The 16,902-nt window shown below is 67.6% G+C and carries 15 protein-coding genes; 9 read left to right on the top strand and 6 right to left on the bottom strand.

Annotation, left to right across the window (positions count from 1 at the left end):
- The first annotated feature begins 58 nt into the window (after positions 1-58).
- Positions 59-1,381, top strand: coding sequence for a folylpolyglutamate synthase/dihydrofolate synthase family protein (locus tag Q0C57_RS01745; protein WP_296571173.1), 1,323 nt, complete (start codon positions 59-61; stop codon positions 1,379-1,381).
- A gap of 27 nt (positions 1,382-1,408) precedes the next feature.
- Here the strand turns inward: Q0C57_RS01745 and Q0C57_RS01740 are convergent, their stop codons facing one another.
- Positions 1,409-2,239, bottom strand: coding sequence for an LssY C-terminal domain-containing protein (locus Q0C57_RS01740; protein WP_296571171.1), 831 nt, complete (start codon positions 2,237-2,239; stop codon positions 1,409-1,411).
- Between the two features lie 65 nt (positions 2,240-2,304).
- Here Q0C57_RS01740 and Q0C57_RS01735 point away from each other — a divergent pair, with 65 nt between their 5' ends.
- On the top strand, positions 2,305-3,423 hold the full coding sequence (locus tag Q0C57_RS01735; RefSeq protein WP_296571170.1) for a DUF2272 domain-containing protein: 1,119 nt from the start codon (positions 2,305-2,307) through the stop codon (positions 3,421-3,423).
- 93 nt (positions 3,424-3,516) lie between these two features.
- On the top strand, positions 3,517-4,125 hold the full coding sequence (locus Q0C57_RS01730; RefSeq protein ID WP_296571168.1) for a YitT family protein: 609 nt from the start codon (positions 3,517-3,519) through the stop codon (positions 4,123-4,125).
- A gap of 6 nt (positions 4,126-4,131) precedes the next feature.
- Here the strand turns inward: Q0C57_RS01730 and Q0C57_RS01725 are convergent, their stop codons facing one another.
- Positions 4,132-5,328: a multidrug effflux MFS transporter gene (locus Q0C57_RS01725; protein WP_296571166.1), complete on the bottom strand. Its 1,197-nt coding sequence runs from the start codon at positions 5,326-5,328 to the stop codon at positions 4,132-4,134.
- A gap of 240 nt (positions 5,329-5,568) precedes the next feature.
- Between Q0C57_RS01725 and Q0C57_RS01720 the strand changes: the two genes are divergently transcribed.
- The 3 genes from Q0C57_RS01720 to Q0C57_RS01710 all read left to right on the top strand — a co-directional run bounded on the left by Q0C57_RS01720 (position 5,569) and on the right by Q0C57_RS01710 (position 8,485).
- Positions 5,569-6,081 carry a GNAT family N-acetyltransferase gene (locus tag Q0C57_RS01720; RefSeq protein WP_296571164.1) on the top strand — a complete coding sequence of 171 codons (513 nt, stop codon included), beginning with the start codon at positions 5,569-5,571 and terminating at the stop codon, positions 6,079-6,081.
- The gene (locus tag Q0C57_RS01715) at positions 6,078-7,115 is read left to right on the top strand and encodes a putative sulfate exporter family transporter (RefSeq protein ID WP_296571160.1); all 1,038 of its coding nucleotides are present in this window, start codon (positions 6,078-6,080) and stop codon (positions 7,113-7,115) included. The genes Q0C57_RS01720 and Q0C57_RS01715 overlap by 4 nt, the downstream gene beginning before the upstream one ends.
- Positions 7,116-7,243: 128 nt before the next feature.
- On the top strand, positions 7,244-8,485 hold the full coding sequence (locus tag Q0C57_RS01710) for an aminotransferase class V-fold PLP-dependent enzyme (RefSeq protein WP_296571158.1): 1,242 nt from the start codon (positions 7,244-7,246) through the stop codon (positions 8,483-8,485).
- A 49-nt stretch (positions 8,486-8,534) separates the two neighbouring features.
- Here Q0C57_RS01710 and Q0C57_RS01705 read toward each other — a convergent pair whose 3' ends face one another.
- Positions 8,535-9,551: an NADP-dependent oxidoreductase gene (locus Q0C57_RS01705; protein WP_296571155.1), complete on the bottom strand. Its 1,017-nt coding sequence runs from the start codon at positions 9,549-9,551 to the stop codon at positions 8,535-8,537.
- 156 nt (positions 9,552-9,707) lie between these two features.
- On the opposite strand from Q0C57_RS01705, the gene Q0C57_RS01700 reads away from it, so the two are divergent.
- From Q0C57_RS01700 to Q0C57_RS01690, 3 genes are all read left to right on the top strand, one after another.
- Positions 9,708-10,829 carry an SbmA/BacA-like family transporter gene (locus Q0C57_RS01700; protein ID WP_296571152.1) on the top strand — a complete coding sequence of 374 codons (1,122 nt, stop codon included), beginning with the start codon at positions 9,708-9,710 and terminating at the stop codon, positions 10,827-10,829.
- A gap of 328 nt (positions 10,830-11,157) precedes the next feature.
- Positions 11,158-12,366: a DEAD/DEAH box helicase gene (locus Q0C57_RS01695; protein WP_296571149.1), complete on the top strand. Its 1,209-nt coding sequence runs from the start codon at positions 11,158-11,160 to the stop codon at positions 12,364-12,366.
- A 36-nt stretch (positions 12,367-12,402) separates the two neighbouring features.
- Positions 12,403-12,612, top strand: a complete 210-nt coding sequence (locus Q0C57_RS01690; protein WP_296571147.1) for a cold-shock protein — start codon at positions 12,403-12,405, stop codon at positions 12,610-12,612.
- Between the two features lie 105 nt (positions 12,613-12,717).
- Here the strand turns inward: Q0C57_RS01690 and Q0C57_RS01685 are convergent, their stop codons facing one another.
- The 3 genes from Q0C57_RS01685 to ileS form a co-directional block, all read right to left on the bottom strand.
- Positions 12,718-13,008: a hypothetical protein gene (locus tag Q0C57_RS01685; RefSeq protein ID WP_296571144.1), complete on the bottom strand. Its 291-nt coding sequence runs from the start codon at positions 13,006-13,008 to the stop codon at positions 12,718-12,720.
- A 175-nt stretch (positions 13,009-13,183) separates the two neighbouring features.
- Complete coding sequence (locus tag Q0C57_RS01680; protein WP_296571140.1) at positions 13,184-13,543, bottom strand: hypothetical protein; 360 nt, start codon at positions 13,541-13,543, stop codon at positions 13,184-13,186.
- A gap of 253 nt (positions 13,544-13,796) precedes the next feature.
- Positions 13,797-16,793, bottom strand: coding sequence for an isoleucine--tRNA ligase (gene ileS, locus Q0C57_RS01675; protein WP_296571138.1), 2,997 nt, complete (start codon positions 16,791-16,793; stop codon positions 13,797-13,799).
- Positions 16,794-16,902: the final 109 nt, after the last annotated feature.

The raw sequence follows: 16,902 nt of genomic DNA, 5'->3' as shown, positions 1-16,902 counted from the left end.
CTTACACGCGTCCAGCATCTCCTGCCGGCAGACCGCCGCCCTCCGCAAGTTCCTCACCATGACGGTTGCCGAAGCCCCCATCGCCGCCATTCTCGACCGGCTGGCGAAGCTGCATCCCAAGCTGATCGATCTGTCGCTGGACCGGATGGTCGGGGCGCTGGCGCGGCTCGGCAACCCGCATCTCGCCCTGCCGCCGGTGATCCATGTCGCCGGCACCAATGGCAAGGGTTCGACCTCGGCCTTCGCCCGCGCCTTCCTCGAGGCCTCGGGACGCACCGTCCATGTCTATACATCGCCTCATCTCGTGAAGTTCAACGAACGCTTCCGGCTCGGCGCCCCCGGCGGCGGCCGGCTGGTCGAGGATGCGGCGCTCGCCAAGATCCTGCTCGAAGTGGAACGCGCCAACGAGGGGCAGCCGATCACCCAGTTCGAGATCACCACCATTGCCGGCCTGATGCTCTTTGCCCGGCATCCGGCCGATGCGGTGATCCTCGAAGTCGGCATGGGCGGACGTTTCGACGCGACCAACGTCGTGCCGCGGCCAGCGGTCAGCATCATCACGCCGGTATCGATGGATCATGCGGACTATCTCGGCGACACGATCCCGAAGATCGCCGCCGAGAAGGCCGGCATCCTGAAGCGCGGTCGGCCGGCCGTCATCTCGCTGCAGACGCCGGAGGCCATGGCGGTGATCGAAGCGGCGGCGGAGGCCATGCGTTCGCGCCTTTTCGTCTCCGGTCTCGACTGGTTCGCAAGGGCTGAGAACGGCCGCTTCGTCTTCCAGGACGAGGACGGACTGATCGACGCGCCGCCGCCGCGGCTGGCCGGGGCACACCAGTTCGAGAATGCCGGCGCCGCGCTGGCCGCGGTCAAGACGGCGGGCTTTTCGATGTCACCGGCCGCCGTCGAACGCGGCTTGCAGGCCGTCGCCTGGCCGGGACGGCTGCAGAGGCTGACCGGGCACGTTCTCGCGGCGCTTCCGACCGGCGCCGAGCTCTGGCTCGACGGCGGCCACAATCCCGGCGGCGGCGCGGTCCTGGCCGAGGCGGTAAGAACCATGCAGGCCCGCCAGCCGAAGCCGCTGGTGATGATCGCCGGCATGATCTCGACCAAGGACCCGCGCGGCTTCCTCGACCATTTCCGCGCCCTGGCGCCGCAGGTGCTGACAGTGCCCTTCGGCTATCCGGCGGCACTGCCGGCGGCAAGCCTCGCCGACGCCGCGCGCTCGGCCGGCCTCGCGGCCACCGCCTGCGACAGCCTTGATGCGGCGCTCGCGGCCGTCGCGACCGAGCCCGGCGGCCTGCCGCCGCGGGTTCTCATCACCGGCAGCCTCTATCTGGCCGGCGAGGTGCTGGCGAAGGACGGCTGGGTGCCGGCCTGAGGACAGGCATCCTCCCATGCCCAAATGTCAGCCTAAACGGCTGGCAGCGGCCGTGATCCAGCCCCAGATCCGGCGGCGCAGTGCGATCCACCAAGGGTCTGCCGGCGGCAGGTCGGGCCTTCCCAGGCTCGGCGCCGCAGGGGGCCCCGGCCGCGCCACCACGCCGATCAGGACATCGCCATCGGTCACATAGAGGTCGCCGCCGCCATTGCGGCCGGAGAGGGTCGGACCGGAGCCGGGCACGAAATAATCCGAGACCAGCCGCCCGGCGCGGGTGAGGCTCTGCATCAGCACGGCGCGCTCGCTGTCGACGTCCGGCGCAATATGGTGGGTGACCTGGCCGGTAAGGTGGCTGAAGCCGACGCCGCGATCGAAGCTCGCCGCCCCGAGGAAAAGCGGACGTCCGTCGGCGGTCGTGTCGAGGGCCTTCCAGAAGCGGACATGATGGCGCCGGTCTGCCGAGGCACCCACTGGCTTCTCGAAGGCGAGATCCTGCATGCGGCCCTCGAAGTAAAGCGGCGACACCGGCGCGTCCGGGTAGGGCCGGTCGAGGAGGACGGACAGGCCGATGCCGAGGCTCGAGCGCAGGGTGAGAGGATCGGCCGGGCGCCACCCGGCCGCCTGCATGGCGCCGGTCACATCCGCGAGGTCACCGACCAACCCGACATTGATCGGATCGCCGGGAATGCCGCTGGCGGTCGCCGTCAGCATCGGCCGGCGGGCGAGGCCGGGGTGATGTTCGTGCCGCCACCACAGCTCCGGCGCCAGGAGATAGGCGATTGCGAGATAGGCGGCGATAAGACCCGCCGCGGCAGCCAGAAGGTGGCGCCCCCGGCGCGCTCGAAAACCAGGTGTCATCGCCTGGAGTTTAGCCGCGGCGGCCCAGGCTCGCCACGGGCGGGGAATCCTGCTGTTGTCGGCCCATGATCCGCCAGCCCGACAGGACCCGCCCGCATCCGCTGACGCCGCCGCCCGGGCGCGCCGGAGCAATGGTTCTGGCGGCAGCGATCCTGCCGGCGATCGTCGCCCTGGCCGGCCCATTGCTCCTCGCCGGGCCGGTGCGGGCTGAAGCCCCGCGCTTCACCACAGCGGAGTTCGGCTGGCTGGACCGGCTCTGCCGCATGACCGGCGCCGCCGCGCCCTCGCCGGCAGCGCTTGCCATCGCCGGGACTGCGGCGCGCGAACACGACGCCTTCGGCGGTCATGTCATCGGGCCCGGCGGCACCATGATCCGCTTCGGCGCCGTGGAGGCGGATGTGGTCCGCGACGAGGCCGCCGGGCGCGGCGTGCCCTGGCGTCAGGTCATGCGCTACTGGGAAACGCTCGGCCCGCTCACCGAGGGCCCGCTGCAGGCGCGGCGGATCCAGCGCCTCACGGAAGATTCGGGCGCCACCGGCGCCGGCGACCTCGTACCGCTGGCCGATCTCCTCGCGCGCCTGCGCGGCACCAGCCTGCCCGAGCCCGAGCGGGACGCCCTGGTCCAGGCGGCGCTGCGTGCCGCAGCGGTGGATATTCCCTGGTCGGCAGCCTTCGTCTCGCATGTGGTGGTGACGGCGGGTGTCTCCCGCGTCCGTTTCCAGGCCTCCATGGCCCATTTCGACTTTGTCGCTGAGGCGGCGCGGCGCAGCCGGGACGAGGCACAGGGCCTGTCACCGGGCGCCTTCTACCGGGCCTGCGACCCCCGCGCGACCCCGCTCCGGCCGGGTGACCTCCTCTGCCTGCACCGGCACGACCCGGCCGCTGTCGGCGACGGCTACGCGGCCCTGGTGCCGGCCCTGGCCATGGGCGTGCGCCCGGTCTGGAACCTTCATTGCGATGTCGTGGTAGCGGCGGACCGGCGCCGGCGCCTCGCCACCCTGATCGGCGGCAATGTCCTGCAGTCGGTGGCGCGACGCGACCTGCGCATCGACAGGCGCGGCATTCTCGCCCGCCCGCGGCACGTCCGATCCTGCCCGCAGGAGGGGCGGATTGGGCCGCTGTGCCAGCCGGAGGCGGCGCCGTGGTTCGTCGTGCTACAGGCGACAGACCCGGCTGATCCCTAGATCCAGCCTGCACACAAGGCAGGGCTGCCCAGAAGATGGGCGCGACCGCGCAGCCGGCTCTCTGCTATTGTGCGGCGCAACAGAGGAGTCGCGATGTCCGAGACCGTGATGCGCCACCGTCCGCACGAGGATGCCATCGCCCTCATCCTCGGCACGCTGTTTGTCGCCCTCGGGGTCGCTTTCTACGCCAAGGCCTCGCTGCTCACGGGCAGCACGGTCGGCATCGCGCTGCTGATCAGCTATGCGACTCCGCTGAACTTTTCCGCCCTGTTCCTGCTGGTCAACCTGCCGTTCTTCGTCTTGTCGCTGCTGCGCCTGGGCTGGGCCTTCACCGCCAAGACGCTGGCGGCCGTGGTGCTGGTGTCGATCTTCTCCAAGCTGATGCCGTTGTGGCTGGAGATCGGCCATCTCAATCCCGTCTATGCCGCCATCGTCGGCGGCGGACTCTTCGGGATCGGGCTGCTGATCCTGTTCCGTCACGGCATGAGCCTCGGCGGTGTCAGCATCCTCGCCTATTATCTCCAGGAGAAGCACGGCATCCGTGCCGGCTATTTCCAGCTCGCCGTGGACATGCTGGTGATGCTGGCGGCCACCGCGGTGGTCAGCCTCGACCTCGTCGCCCTTTCGGTGGCGGGCGTCACGGTCCTATGCGTCGTCGTCGGAATGAACCACCGTCCCGGACGCTATGCCGGCATCAGCTGAGCGCGGTCAATAGGTATCACGGCGGCGGATCAGAGCGACCGCAGCAAAGGCGCCAACCGCGCCGAAGACCGACAGCGCCACCATCGGGACCGGGCTCATCGTCGTGCCGACCAGCGTGCCTGCGATCTGCGCCGCGATGGCGCCAAGCCCCATTTGCGCGAAACCGACAATGCCGGAGGCCGAGCCCGCAGCTTCCGGCCGGACACTGACCGCCCCGGCGATAGAGCCAGGCAATTGCAGCCCATTGGCAAAGGCGATGGCCGCCTGCGGCAGGAACAGCCAGGCCGGATGCACCATCCAGCCGGCCAGGGCGATGGCGAGTTGCACGAGCGCCATCAGCACCATCATAACGCTGCCCCACCGGATCAGCCGGTCGGAGCCGAGCCGTGCCGCATAGCGGCCGCAGATGGCGTTGCCGAGCATGTAGCCGCAGGCGTTCACCATGAACCATAGGCCGTAGACGGTGGAGGACTGGCCCATCAGCGTCACGGTGATGTGCGGTGCACCGCCGACGAAGGAAAAGAAGGTTATCGAGGATAGCGCCCCGATCAGCAGATAGCCGACGAAGACGCGGTTGCGGCAGAGAGCGCCGGCATCCCTGACGAGCTGACCGAAGCTCGGCGAGGAGACCACGGCGCGGGTTTCCGGCAGCCGTAAGACGGCGAGGACGAGGGTGACGACGGCGATCACAGCGGTGGCGGCGAAGACCCAGCGCCAGCCGATCGTCTCTTCCATCAGCCCGCCGATCGAGGGCGAGACCATCGGGGCGACAACCATCGCCATCGTCACCCAGCCGATCATCGAGGCCGCGCGGTCCTTGTCAAAGACGTCGCGGATGATGGCGCGGCCGATGACCTGGCCGGCGGAGGCGCCGAAGCTCTGCAGGACGCGGGCGACGATCAGCATGGCGGCGCTGGCGGCGAGCGCGGCGAACAGGCTCATGGCCGCTGTGGCGACGAGCGCCCCGATGATCACGGGCCGGCGGCCATAGCGGTCCGACAGCGGCCCAAGGAAGAGCTGCGCCACGGCCATGCCGGCGAGATAGAGCGTGATGGTGAGCTGGATCGTGCCCGCATCGGTCTCGAAATAGCGCGCCAGCCCGGGAACGGCCGGCAGCGGCAGATTCAGCGCCATGGGTCCGATCGCGGCGAAGACAACGAGCAGCGGCACGAGGGCGCGCGGCGCGAGGCGAGGATCTGACATGTGGGGTCTCGACCGTGGATCCCGATGTCGCCCGGTTGGCAGTCCAGCGTCAACCCGCGGGAATGAAGGGCCCCCCTGTTTCCGGCCCGCGATCGAGGCCCCTGGCGCCTGCCTCCGATGCGTCGCGGCGGCTGACCCCGGTCTTACCAACGCTATAGAAGCGATGGGTGTGCCGGTCCTGCCGCCCATGGGCGCGGCGGGAGCGAATTCGAGAGGCCGGGAGAACGGAGAGGTGACGCCGTGACCACCGTCAGGATCGAGACCGACCGCCTCGTTCTCACCACCATCGGCGAGGCCGATTTCGCCGACCTCTGCCGGCTCAATGCCCACCCGGATGTCGGCGGCAAGCTGAAACATGGCGTGCTGACCGGGGTCGAGACTCGCGCCCAGCTCGACGGCTACCGCGCCACCTGGGAGCGGGCCGGCTATGGGGTCTTCGCTATCCGCCGCCGGCAGGACGATGCCTTCGTCGGCATTATCGGGCTGTGGGACCATGACGAAGGCGTCGGAGTGGCCTTGCGCTATGCCGTCATGCCGGACCATCGCGGCCACCGCTACACGAAGGAGGCAACAAAAAGTATTCTCCACTTCGCTGCCAGGCAGGACATTCACCCCGTCATGGCAGTGACGAGCGAAACCAACCTTGTTTCTCAACGGATTCTGGTCGATCTCGGTTTCGCGCTGCGCGAAATCCGGGACACCGGCCATGCGCGCCTCGTCGTCTATCAGCAGTCCACCGGGAGACCCGCATGACCGTCCAAGCTGCGGTGACGTCCCGCCTACTCATGCCGGGATTCGCTCTGGCGGCGGGGGTGGGAGTCGCGGCTGTCGTCGCCGAGCCCCTTTTGCGGCAGGCGACCGGCGGACGACTGGCGCTGCCTGTCATGGTGCTCGCTCTGGTTATCGGCATGGCTCTCTATCCGCTGGCGGCGCGGCCCCTTTTCGCGCCGGGGCTGACCTTCGCGGTGAAGAAGCTGCTGCGCTTGGCCATAGCCCTGCTCGGGCTGCGCATCGCCTTCGGCGACATCATCGGCCTTGGCGTCGGCACGCTGGTGCTGGTCGTCGGATCCATGGCGCTGACCATCGCCAGCGGCATCTGGCTGGCACGCCGGTTGGGTCTCCATGACGGCTACGGGGCGCTGGCGGGCGCTGCGACTGCGGTCTGCGGCGCCTCCGCGACACTGGCCACGACAACGGTCCTGCCGAACTATCCGGCCAAGGCCGCCGATACCGCCTTCACCGTCGTCGCCGCCAATGCGGTGTCGACGCTGGTGATGCTGACCTATCCACCGCTGGCCCTCCTCCTGGGCTTCGATGCGACACAGACGGGCATCCTCCTCGGCGCCACCATCCATGACATGGCCCAGGTCGTCGGTGCCGGTTATGCGATTTCCGAGCCGGTCGGCAACTCGGCGGTGGTGGTGAAGCTGTTCCGGGTTTTCCTGCTGCTTCCCGTCGTCCTCGCCATCGGCTGGTGGTTCATGCGGCAGGGCCGGGAGGCGGGCGAAGCCAGCGTGCCTGTGCCGGTCTTCGCGCTCGTCTTCCTGGCGCTGGTGGTGGTCAATTCGGTGCTGCCAGCGGTGCCCGCCCTGGCCGCGCCCTATGCTGCGGTGAAGCCTTGGCTTGTCACGCTGTCCAATGCGGGCCTGCTGATCGCCATCGCGGCGCTCGGCCTCGGCACCTCGGTCATGGCGATCCTGTCGATCGGCTGGCGGCATGTGGCGGTGTTCTTCGGCGCCACCGGGGTGATCCTGGCGCTGGTGACGGCAGGCCTGTTCGTGATTTGAGCGCAGGCCCGGCCCGAGACCGGGCGGCGCAGCGCGGCAGTCCCGCCGGCGGGGCCCTTGCCCATGGCACCGGCGGCGTTTACGCGAAGGATTGACCGCATTCCGCTCCGCCCGGCAAAGGATCCTCCATGAGCGTCGCCAACGGCCGCAGCCTTCTCGCCATTCCCGGCCCGACGAACATCCCCGACCGCGTGCTGCAGGCGATGATGCGCCCGGCTGAGGAAATCTATTCGGGGCCGATGGTGGCCCTCACCGACAGCCTGCTCGCGGATCTGCAACGCGTCTTCGCCACCCAGGCGCGCACCTATATCTACGCCGCCAATGGCCACGGCGGCTGGGAAGCGGCGATCAGTAACGTTCTGTCGCGCGGCGACAAGGTTCTGGTGCTGTCGAGCGGGCGTTTTGCCATCGGCTGGGGCCAGATGGCGGCCTTCATGGGCGCCGATGTCGAGGTGCTGGAAGGCTCCTGGCGGGCCGCCATCGATCCGGCCACCGTCGAGGCGCGGCTCAGGCTCGACCGCGACCATGCGATCAAGGCGATCCTGATGGTACAGGTCGACACCGCCTCCGGGGTCGCCAACGACGTCCAGGCGGTGCGCCAGGCAATCGATGCGGCCGGCCATCCCGCGCTCTTCATGGTCGATGGCGTGGCCTCGCTCGCCTGCATGAATTTCGAGATGGACGCCTGGGGTGTCGACGTCGCCATGTCCGCCTCCCAGAAGGGCCTGATGACGCCGCCGGGTCTCGCCTTCGTCGCGGCCAACGACAAGGCGCACAAGGCCCACGCGACCGCCGACATGAAGACGCTCTACTGGGACTGGACTGCTCGCCAGGGGGCCGAGCACTACATGAAATATTGCGGCACGCCGCCGGAGCACCTGCTCTTCGCGCTGCGCGCCGCCCTCGACATGATCATGGAGGAGGGCCTTCCCGCCGTGTGGCGCCGCCATGCGCTGCTCGCCGAAGCGACCCATGCCGCCATCGGCAAATGGGCCGAGGGGCAGTTCCTGTCCTGCAACGTGATCGAGCCAGCCCATCGCGCGCCGTCGGTCACGCCGGTCCTCGTCCAGGGCGCCGATGCCGCGGCGATCTCGACCTATGCCCAGACCATCTGCGGCGTGGCGCTCGGCTCGGCGATCGGCGACCTTTCGGGACGCGCCTTCCGCATCGCCCATATGGGCCATGTCAATGCGCCGATGGTGCTCGGCACGCTCTCGGCGATCGAGATGGCGATGAAGGCGCTCGACATCCCCCATGGCGAGGGTGGTGTCGCCGCCGCCGTGTCCAGCCTCGCCAAGGGCGCCGGCCTGCCGGGACAGCCTGCCGGCACGGGACTGGCCTCCTCCCCCCTCGTCGCGACACCTGTCTGAGGAGTGTACCCGGGCAACCGAGTGGCGCCTGGGCCCAGTCCCCCTGCCGTCAGCCCACCTTTACAACGAGCTTGCCGAAATTCCGGCCCTTAAGAAGGCCGATGAAGGCCTCCGGCGCCTTGTCGAGCCCGTCGACGATGTCCTCGCGGTACCTGACCTTGCCCTCGCCGATCCACCGGCTCATGTCGGTGAAGAAGGCCTTGGACTGGTCGGCAAAGTCGCGGACGATGAAACCGCGGAAATTCAGCCGCTTGGTCAGCACGTCGCGCATCAGCAGCGGCAGGCGGTCCGGACCGTCGGGCAGCGATGTGGCGTTGTACTGGGCGATGAGACCGCAGACGGGGATGCGGGCGAAGAAATTCAACAGCGGGAAGACGGCGTCGAAGACGTGCCCGCCGACATTCTCGAAATAGACGTCGATCCCGTCCGGGCAGGCCGCCTTGAGGTCGGCGACGAAAGTCGGCGAGCGGTGGTCGAGGGCGACGTCGAAACCGAACTCCTCGGTCAGGGCGCGAACCTTGTCGGCCCCGCCGGCAATGCCGACGGCGCGGGCGCCCTTGATCCTGGCGATCTGGCCGACGGCGGAGCCGACGGGGCCGGTGGCCGCGGCAACGACAACGGTCTCGCCGCGCTTCGGCTGGCCGATGGTCAGGAGGCCGGTATAGGCGGTCATGCCGGGCATCCCGAGAACGCCGACGGCGGTGGAGATGGGCGCGGCGGTCGGATCGACCTTGCGCAGGTCCTTGGCGTCGGCGATCGCATGGCTCTGCCAGCCGGAATGGGAGAGGACGATGTCGCCCGGACGAAAACGGTCGCTGTTGGACGTCACGATCTCGGCGACCGTGCCGCCCTCCATCACGCCGCCGATCGGGACCGGCGCGGCATAGGATTTTCCGTCGTTCATGCGGCCCCGCATGTAGGGGTCGAGCGACAAGTACCGAATCTTCAGGAGGACCTGGTCCGGCCCAGTGGCCGCAAGCGGCGTGTCGACGATGGAGAAGTTAGCAGCGATCGGCTCGCCGTGCGGGCGGCTGGCGAGCAGGATCTGGCGGCTGGTCGTCGACATGTTTGGCCTCCTCACGGAAGCGCCGGCGGGCGGCGCCTGGGCACGTATCACTAGTGGCCCCGGCCGATGGCCGCAATCTCCGCCCGGATCGCAGCAGCGATGCCATGCGGGAGATCGCCGCATGGCATCTCCCGCATTCCCGCCTAGAGTGGCGCCATGAATGGCGCCCTCAAGACGGACGAGCCTGGGCCGCCAGCCACGCCCCCCGCCATCAACCCGCTGGCCTTCTTTCCGCTCGCCCGCGGCTTCTGGCGCGGCAGGACGGCCCTTCTGGCCTGGAGCCTGTGCGCGGGGCTCCTGGGACTGGTGATCGTCAATGTCGTCGTGCAGGTCCTGATCACCCGCTGGCATGCCTCCTTCTTCAACGCCCTCGAACAGCGCCATGCCGATCGCCTGATCGCGGGGATCAGCCAACTCGCTGTGCTCGCCCTTTCCGCGGCGATCGTCGCCGCCCTCATCGTCTGGCTGCGCATGCGGTTGCAGATCGCCTGGCGCGGCTGGTTGTCGGACAAATTGATCCGCAAATGGCTGCGCCGGGAACGCTTCGCCCACCTGGCCAAGGTGGCCCCGCAGATCGATGCGCCCGAATTCCGGATCGCCCAGGACGTCCAGGTGGCGGTCGAGCCGCTCGTCGAATTCGCCGTCGGTCTGGCCAATTCGCTGCTGTCGGCGACGGCTTTCATCGTCATCCTGTGGACCGTCGGCGGGTCGATCTCCCTGCCCATCGCCGGAGGGATCGTCATTCCCGGTTTCATGGTCTGGGTGGCCGTCGCCTATGCGGTCCTCTCCTCAGGCATGATCGCCGTTCTCGGCCGACCGCTGATCCACGCCATCGAGCGCAAGAATGCCGCCGAGGCGGCCCTGCGCGCCTCCATGGTCGGGATACGCGAGGACGCACCGGCCATCGTCCGGGCTGCAGAGGAAGCCCCCAAGCAGAGGCTCCTGGTCGGACTGATGCAAGGGGTGGTCACGACGTGGTACGTGATCGCTGCGCTGCTCGCCAAGCTGACGATCCTGATCAACGCCAATGTCACGCTGATGCCGGCGGTGCCGCTGCTTGCCTGCGCGCCACTCTATCTCAGCAGCAGCATGTCGCTGGGGTCGATGATGCAGATCGCCGCCGCCTTCGTGCAGACCCAGTTCGCCTTCAACTGGTTCTTCGACAATTTCATTCGCATTGCCGACTGGGAGGCCTCGGCGCGCCGCGTGGTCGGGCTGACGACCGCCTTCGCCGCGAGCGACCAGCGTGGCGGCAAATTGTCGCCCGATCCATGGTGAGCTCCACCAACTGACGGACGCCCGGCTGACACATTGGGATACTTTTTCTCAATTCAGAGTTTTTGAAGCGAATTTTCCGCAAGTCTTCGTACTATTGACCATCCGATAGACCTATTTTTCACTGACGGGCTTGACGGGTGCGGAAACTTCGCCCATCTTCCCGATCACCATCGTCGTGACTGCGCTGCGCCGCCTTTGTGAGTAACCAGGCGTCGACAACCGGAGATCCGGTGCGACAAATTCGTCTGGGCCGCCCGGCGCGCGGTTCGTGACTTTGAACTGGAGGACGCGAAAGCGCGTTTCCGGTAGCCTTGAGAGACTTTTTTTCTTGAACAATCGAACCTTTTCGGACCTCGGCCTTGCCGAGCCTCTTCTGCGTTCCCTCCATGATGCAGGCTACGCCACCCCCACGCCGATCCAGGCCAAGGCGATCCCGCATCTTCTGGACGATCACGACCTGATCGGCATCGCCCAGACCGGGACCGGCAAGACCGCGGCCTTCGCGCTGCCGATCCTCCAGCACCTGGCGGAGGACCTCGTCCGCCCGCCGGCCAAGGGTGTACGCGCACTGGTGCTCGCCCCGACGCGCGAACTCGCGCTGCAGATCTTCGAGAGCGTCACGCGCATGTCGAAGAACCTGAAGCTGCGCCATGCGGTGATCTTCGGCGGCGTCGGGCAGAAGCCGCAGGTCGATGCCCTCGCCCGCGGCATCGACATTCTCGTCGCCACCCCCGGCCGCCTCATCGACCTGATGAACCAGGGCCTCGTCCGGCTCGACACGGTGACCCATCTCGTTCTCGACGAGGCGGACCGCATGCTCGATATGGGCTTCATCCGCGACGTGAAGAAGATCATCGCCAAGCTGCCCGACCAGCGCCAGTCCATGCTGTTCTCGGCGACCATGCCGGCGGAGGTCGCCAAGCTCGCCCGCGACATGCTCTGGGAGCCGATGCGCGTCGAGGTGACGCCCGAGACCGTGACGGTCGAGGCCATCGAACAGCACGTCTACCATGTCGGCACCTCCGACAAGCGCAACCTTCTCGAGAAGCTCCTAACCGACCCGGCGCTCGCCCGAGTCGTGGTGTTCACGCGGACCAAGCACGGCGCCAATCGCCTCGCCGGCCAATTGGAGAAGTCGGGCTTCTCGGCCGACGCCATCCACGGCAACAAGAGCCAGAATGCCCGCCAGCGGGCGCTGGCTGCCTTCAAGACCGGTGAGTGCCGCATTCTGGTGGCGACCGACCTCTTCGCCCGCGGCATCGACGTGGCCGAGGTCACCCATGTCATCAATTTCGACCTGCCGAACGAGCCGGAGAGCTATGTTCACCGCATCGGCCGCACCGGCCGGGCCGGGCGGACGGGCATCGCCCTCGCCTTCTGCGATCCGAGCGAGCGTGGCCATCTGGCCGCCATCGAGAAACTGACCCGCGTGCGCCTTGCCGTCGTCGGGTCCCCCATCCAGGCCTCGGCCCGTGGCGACACCCGCCCGCCGTCGGCGCCTGCCAGGCGTCCGCAGCCCCGGCGAAGGGCTGCCTGACAAATCCCTCAACCGCCAAACATCGAGGAGCATTCCATGGCGACCGGGACCGTTAAGTGGTTTAACCCCCAGAAGGGCTACGGCTTCATCCAGCCGTCCGACGGTGGCAAGGACATTTTCGTCCACATCTCCGCCGTCCAGCGCGCCGGTCTGAACGACCTGCGTGAGGGCGAGCAGGTGTCGTACGAACTGGCCACCGACCGCCGCACCGGCAAGCAGTCGGCCGACCAGCTGAAGCTCGCCTGACATTCGCCGCCCGGCGAAGGGCTGGCCGCGAGGCCCAGCCGCTTGGACGTCAATCGTGGTGCCGTGCGCGGCGCCGCGCAACCTTCATGCTTGTCCGGCTGCCTCCTAGTGGAGCGTAGCGGTAGCGATCGCCAGACCGGCGCCGATCTGTTCGAGGACGATGATGTCCGGATCCTCGCCATCGCGCCCAGGCGATACCGACAGGACCAGGACGCTTGGCCGCCGCGTCGAAACGAATTTCGCCACGGCATGCGCCTGCTGATAGGTGTCGAGGTAGTGAACGTCTTCCGCCACCATCCGTGAGCCCTGCTGCACGAAGGGAACGACGGCGTAACGGGTCGTAGCGCCTGCCCGCTGCGGTGGCTGTTCCGCGACGGAATTCGCACTGTGGGCCATGGGGCGCCTCCCCTATCCGGTGATTCCTTATTCTCGCATGGCGGCTGTTCTTTGGGGATCGGGCTTAGCCCCGACCTGCGCCGACCGCGTGGCGGTCGCGCGGCGGGAACCCGGGATGCGTCCCGGGTCCCCTTGCAGGATCTCGCCGCAAGCGCTCGACCGCTTGCAGTGCCCATCAGCACTTGAGGAAGGTCTTCTCGACGATGACCTTGCCGGCGACGCTCACCGTCACCCGCACGCCCGTCGGAATCCCCCAGGTCGTGCAGATATCGAGACAGGCTTGAGCGGCGGTGCCGTTCGGAATGATCGAGGGGATCGGCAGACAGAACTTGCCGATACCGAGAGGCAAGTTGAGGCAGATCCTGCCGTTGTCGACCGTCACGCTGATGCACTGCGCTGCAATGCGGATATGGCCGTCATCGATCGGATTGATGATGCGGACCCTTTCGTCGAGTATCTTCTGGTCGTAGAGGCTCCGTGCAGCCTCGAGGACCGAAGTGATCGCCTTCTCGTCGAACTCGTGAAACGTCGCCATCTCGTCACTCCCTAGGGTTGACCGCAATGCGTGACGGCCTTGGGCCGGCAACGTGCGGCCCTGCATCCATAGAGGGATCTCTGATTTATTTCTACTTAGGGTTGTATGCAAGGTTTCTGTAATGACTTAAGGTGGCAGGATCCAGCGTCTCGGCCGCCTGCGTTCCGCATCATCTCAGGAATGGCGGCGCGCACTCCGTCGCACCTGCGGAGTGGTGCGGGCTTGAGGACGTTCATCCTCCGCCCGCCCGTCGTCACATGACGTGACGCTGCTGCCACTCGCGCATCGCCGCCGCATCGCGGGGGGTGATGTCCGGGAAGTCGCGCGCAGCGACCGCGGGATCGAAATATTTCCACGAGCGGGCGCATTTGACGCCTTCGGCCTTGGCAGGGACCACCGCGACACCCTTGGTGTCGTCGGCGCGGAAGGCGTCGGCCGGCCCCTCCCCGGCGACGATCCGGGCGGCCGAGGTGATCGCCACTTCAGCAAGGTCGAGGCCGTCGAGGGCCACCATGAGGTCGGGGTCGGCCACATAGACGGTCGGGGCCGCCTCCAGCGAAGAGCCGAGACGCTTGCCGGCCCGCTCCAGTTCCAGCGCGCCGGTGACGACGCGGCGAACCCTGCGGATCTTCTCCCACTTCGCGTCCAGCGCATTGTCTGTCCAGCCGCCGTCGGCCGCGTAGAAGCCGGCGAGGTGCACCGACCCGTCGCGGCCGTAGCGATCCCACCAGGCCTCCTCGGCCGTGAAGGAGAGGATCGGTGCGAGCCAGGTCGCGACCGCCCGGAAAAGCTCCTCGATGACCGCCAGCGTCGCCTTGCGCTCCGTCGACGACAGCGGATCGCAATAGAGCCGGTCCTTGCGGATGTCGAAATAGAAGGCCGAGAGATCGACATTCATGAACTGCGTCAGCAGCGCGAAGACCTTCTTGTAGTCGTAGTTGCGATAGGCCTCGTGGATCTGCGGCGACAGTTCGGCAAGCCGGTGGAGCATGAGGCGCTCCAGTTCCGGCAGGGCCGCCATGGCCGGCAACGGCGTTCCGTCGTGATGAGCGAGCGCGCCCAGCATCCAGCGGATGGTGTTGCGCAGCTTGCGGTAGGCGTCGGAGGTCGTCTGCAGGATCTCCTTGCCGATCCTGAGATCGTCGGAATAGTCGGAGGCGGCCACCCACAGGCGCAGGATGTCGGCGCCCGACTGCTTGATGACGTCCTGCGGGGCGACGGTGTTGCCGAGCGACTTCGACATCTTGCGGCCCTCGCCGTCGAGGACGAAGCCGTGGGTCAGGACCACGTCATAGGGCGCCCGGCCACGGGTGCCGCAGCTTTCCAGCAGCGAGGAGTGGAACCAGCCGCGATGCTGGTCGGAGCCTTCGAGATACATCACGGTGTCGGCGCCGCCGTCCACCTTGCGCTTCAGGCCCTCGAAATTCGGGAAGTCCTGCGGGCTTTCCAGGGTGAAGGCATGGGTCGAGCCGGAATCGAACCAGACGTCGAGGACGTCATCGACCTTGTCGTAATCGTCGGCGGAATGATCAGGGCCGAGGAAGCGCTCTTTTGCGCCCTGCTTGAACCAGGCGTCGGCGCCCTCCTGGCGGAAGGCCTCGGCGATGCGCAGGTTGACCGCCTCGTCCTTCAGCACGTCGCCGGTCTCGCGATGGACGAAGACGGCGATGGGCACGCCCCAGGCCCGCTGGCGGGAGACGACCCAGTCGGGCCGGTTCTCGATCATGCCGCGGATGCGGTTCTCGCCCGATTCCGGCACCCACTGCGTCTCGCCGATGGCCTTCAGCGCGCGCTGGCGCAAGGTCGTGCCATCCGCGTAAGGCTTGTCCATGGCGATGAACCACTGGGGCGTGTTGCGGAAGATGACCGGCTTCTTGGAGCGCCAGGAATGGGGATACTGGTGCTTGAGGCGACCGCGGGCGACGAGGTTGCCGGCGGCGGAGAGGGCCTCGATCACGGCCGGGTTTGCGTCACCTTTGTCGCCCTTGTCAGTGATGACCTGGCGGCCCTCGAAGGCTGGCGCTTCCACAGTGAAGCGACCGTCGCCATCGACCGTATAGGGGATGCGGGTCTCGATGCCGCGCTCGGCGAGGACGCGGCCGTTCGCCATCCAGATGTCGAAGTCCTCGCGGCCGTGGCCGGGCGCGGTGTGGACGAAGCCGGTGCCGGCGTCGTCGGTCACATGGTCGCCGTCAAGCATCGGCACGTCAAAGCCGTAGCCGAGATTGGCGAGGGGATGGGCACAGGTGATGCCGGCGAGTTCAGCAGAGGAGACCTCCGCCACGAGTTCGAAACCCTCGACCTTGGCCTGCTTGAACACGCTCTCGGCCAGCGACCTCGCGAGAAGGTAGGTGTTGCCGACACGCGCCCAGTTATCAGCCGGTGCCGCCATGACGCGGTAGAGTCCATAGGCGATGCGGCTGGAATAGGAGATCGCCCGGTTGCCGGGGATGGTCCAGGGCGTCGTCGTCCAGATGACGACCGCCGAGTTCCGGAGAAGGGCAAGCCTGTCGCGCGCGGCCTGGTCGGGAGCCGGGAGGGATAGCGCACGCACCGGGAACGCCGCCCAGATCATGTCGCTCTGGTAGTCATGATACTCGACCTCGGCCTCGGCCAGGGCGGTCTTCTCCACCACCGACCACATGACCGGCTTCGAGCCGCGATAGAGCTGGCCGGATTCGGCGAACTTCAGGATCTCCGCGGCAATCTGCGCCTCGGCATGGAATGTCATGGTCTGGTAGGGATTGGCCCAGTCGCCGACGACGCCGAGGCGCTTGAACTCCTCGCGCTGGATGGTGAGCCAGTGGGTGGCGAAGGCGCGGCATTCCTGACGGAACTCGACGACCGGCACCTCGTCCTTGTTCTTGCCCTTGGCCCGGTATTCCTCCTCGATCTTCCATTCGATCGGCAGTCCGTGGCAGTCCCAGCCGGGCACGTAGTCGCTGTCGAAGCCGAGCATCTGCTGCGACTTCGTCACCATGTCCTTGAGGATCTTGTTGAGGGCGTGACCGATGTGGAGATGGCCGTTGGCATAGGGCGGGCCATCATGGAGCACGAAGCGGTCGCGGCCGCGGGCGGCGCGGCGCAGGCGGCCATAGAGGTCCATCTCCTCCCAGGCCTTGAGGATCTGCGGCTCCTTCTCCGGCAGGCCGGCGCGCATTGGAAACGGCGTCTCCGGCAGCAGCAGGGTCTTGGAGTAGTCGAAGGCATCGGACGCGGCTTCGGCGGAGGTCTTGGACGTGTCGGACATGGGATGATCGGCCGGGAATGGCGGCAGCGGGCCGCAGGTATCGGATCGGGTGAGAACTCAGACCCCGGACCTCCGAACGCGCGCGAGTCGGCCGCGCGGCCTTCAGGAG

The organism is Phreatobacter sp. (genome assembly GCF_022843985.1).
In the GTDB taxonomy this organism is placed as follows: Bacteria; Pseudomonadota; Alphaproteobacteria; order Rhizobiales; family Phreatobacteraceae; genus Phreatobacter.
This window is presented reverse-complemented; position numbering and strand designations above follow the sequence as displayed.

What these genes read in the sequence shown, in the direction of transcription:
- Q0C57_RS01690 (WP_296571147.1), top strand. Translation starts at nt 12,403, where the DNA reads ATGGCGACCGGGACCGTTAAGTGGTTTAACCCCCAGAAGGGCTACGGC.
- Q0C57_RS01740 (WP_296571171.1), bottom strand. Translation starts at nt 2,239, where the DNA reads ATGACACCTGGTTTTCGAGCGCGCCGGGGGCGCCACCTTCTGGCTGCC.
- Q0C57_RS01705 (WP_296571155.1), bottom strand. Translation starts at nt 9,551, where the DNA reads ATGTCGACGACCAGCCGCCAGATCCTGCTCGCCAGCCGCCCGCACGGC.
- Q0C57_RS01680 (WP_296571140.1), bottom strand. Translation starts at nt 13,543, where the DNA reads ATGGCGACGTTTCACGAGTTCGACGAGAAGGCGATCACTTCGGTCCTC.
- ileS (WP_296571138.1), bottom strand. Translation starts at nt 16,793, where the DNA reads ATGTCCGACACGTCCAAGACCTCCGCCGAAGCCGCGTCCGATGCCTTC.
- Q0C57_RS01710 (WP_296571158.1), top strand. Translation starts at nt 7,244, where the DNA reads ATGAGCGTCGCCAACGGCCGCAGCCTTCTCGCCATTCCCGGCCCGACG.
- Q0C57_RS01745 (WP_296571173.1), top strand. Translation starts at nt 59, where the DNA reads ATGACGGTTGCCGAAGCCCCCATCGCCGCCATTCTCGACCGGCTGGCG.
- Q0C57_RS01715 (WP_296571160.1), top strand. Translation starts at nt 6,078, where the DNA reads ATGACCGTCCAAGCTGCGGTGACGTCCCGCCTACTCATGCCGGGATTC.
- Q0C57_RS01730 (WP_296571168.1), top strand. Translation starts at nt 3,517, where the DNA reads ATGTCCGAGACCGTGATGCGCCACCGTCCGCACGAGGATGCCATCGCC.
- Q0C57_RS01685 (WP_296571144.1), bottom strand. Translation starts at nt 13,008, where the DNA reads ATGGCCCACAGTGCGAATTCCGTCGCGGAACAGCCACCGCAGCGGGCA.
- Q0C57_RS01725 (WP_296571166.1), bottom strand. Translation starts at nt 5,328, where the DNA reads ATGTCAGATCCTCGCCTCGCGCCGCGCGCCCTCGTGCCGCTGCTCGTT.
- Q0C57_RS01735 (WP_296571170.1), top strand. Translation starts at nt 2,305, where the DNA reads ATGATCCGCCAGCCCGACAGGACCCGCCCGCATCCGCTGACGCCGCCG.
- Q0C57_RS01700 (WP_296571152.1), top strand. Translation starts at nt 9,708, where the DNA reads ATGAATGGCGCCCTCAAGACGGACGAGCCTGGGCCGCCAGCCACGCCC.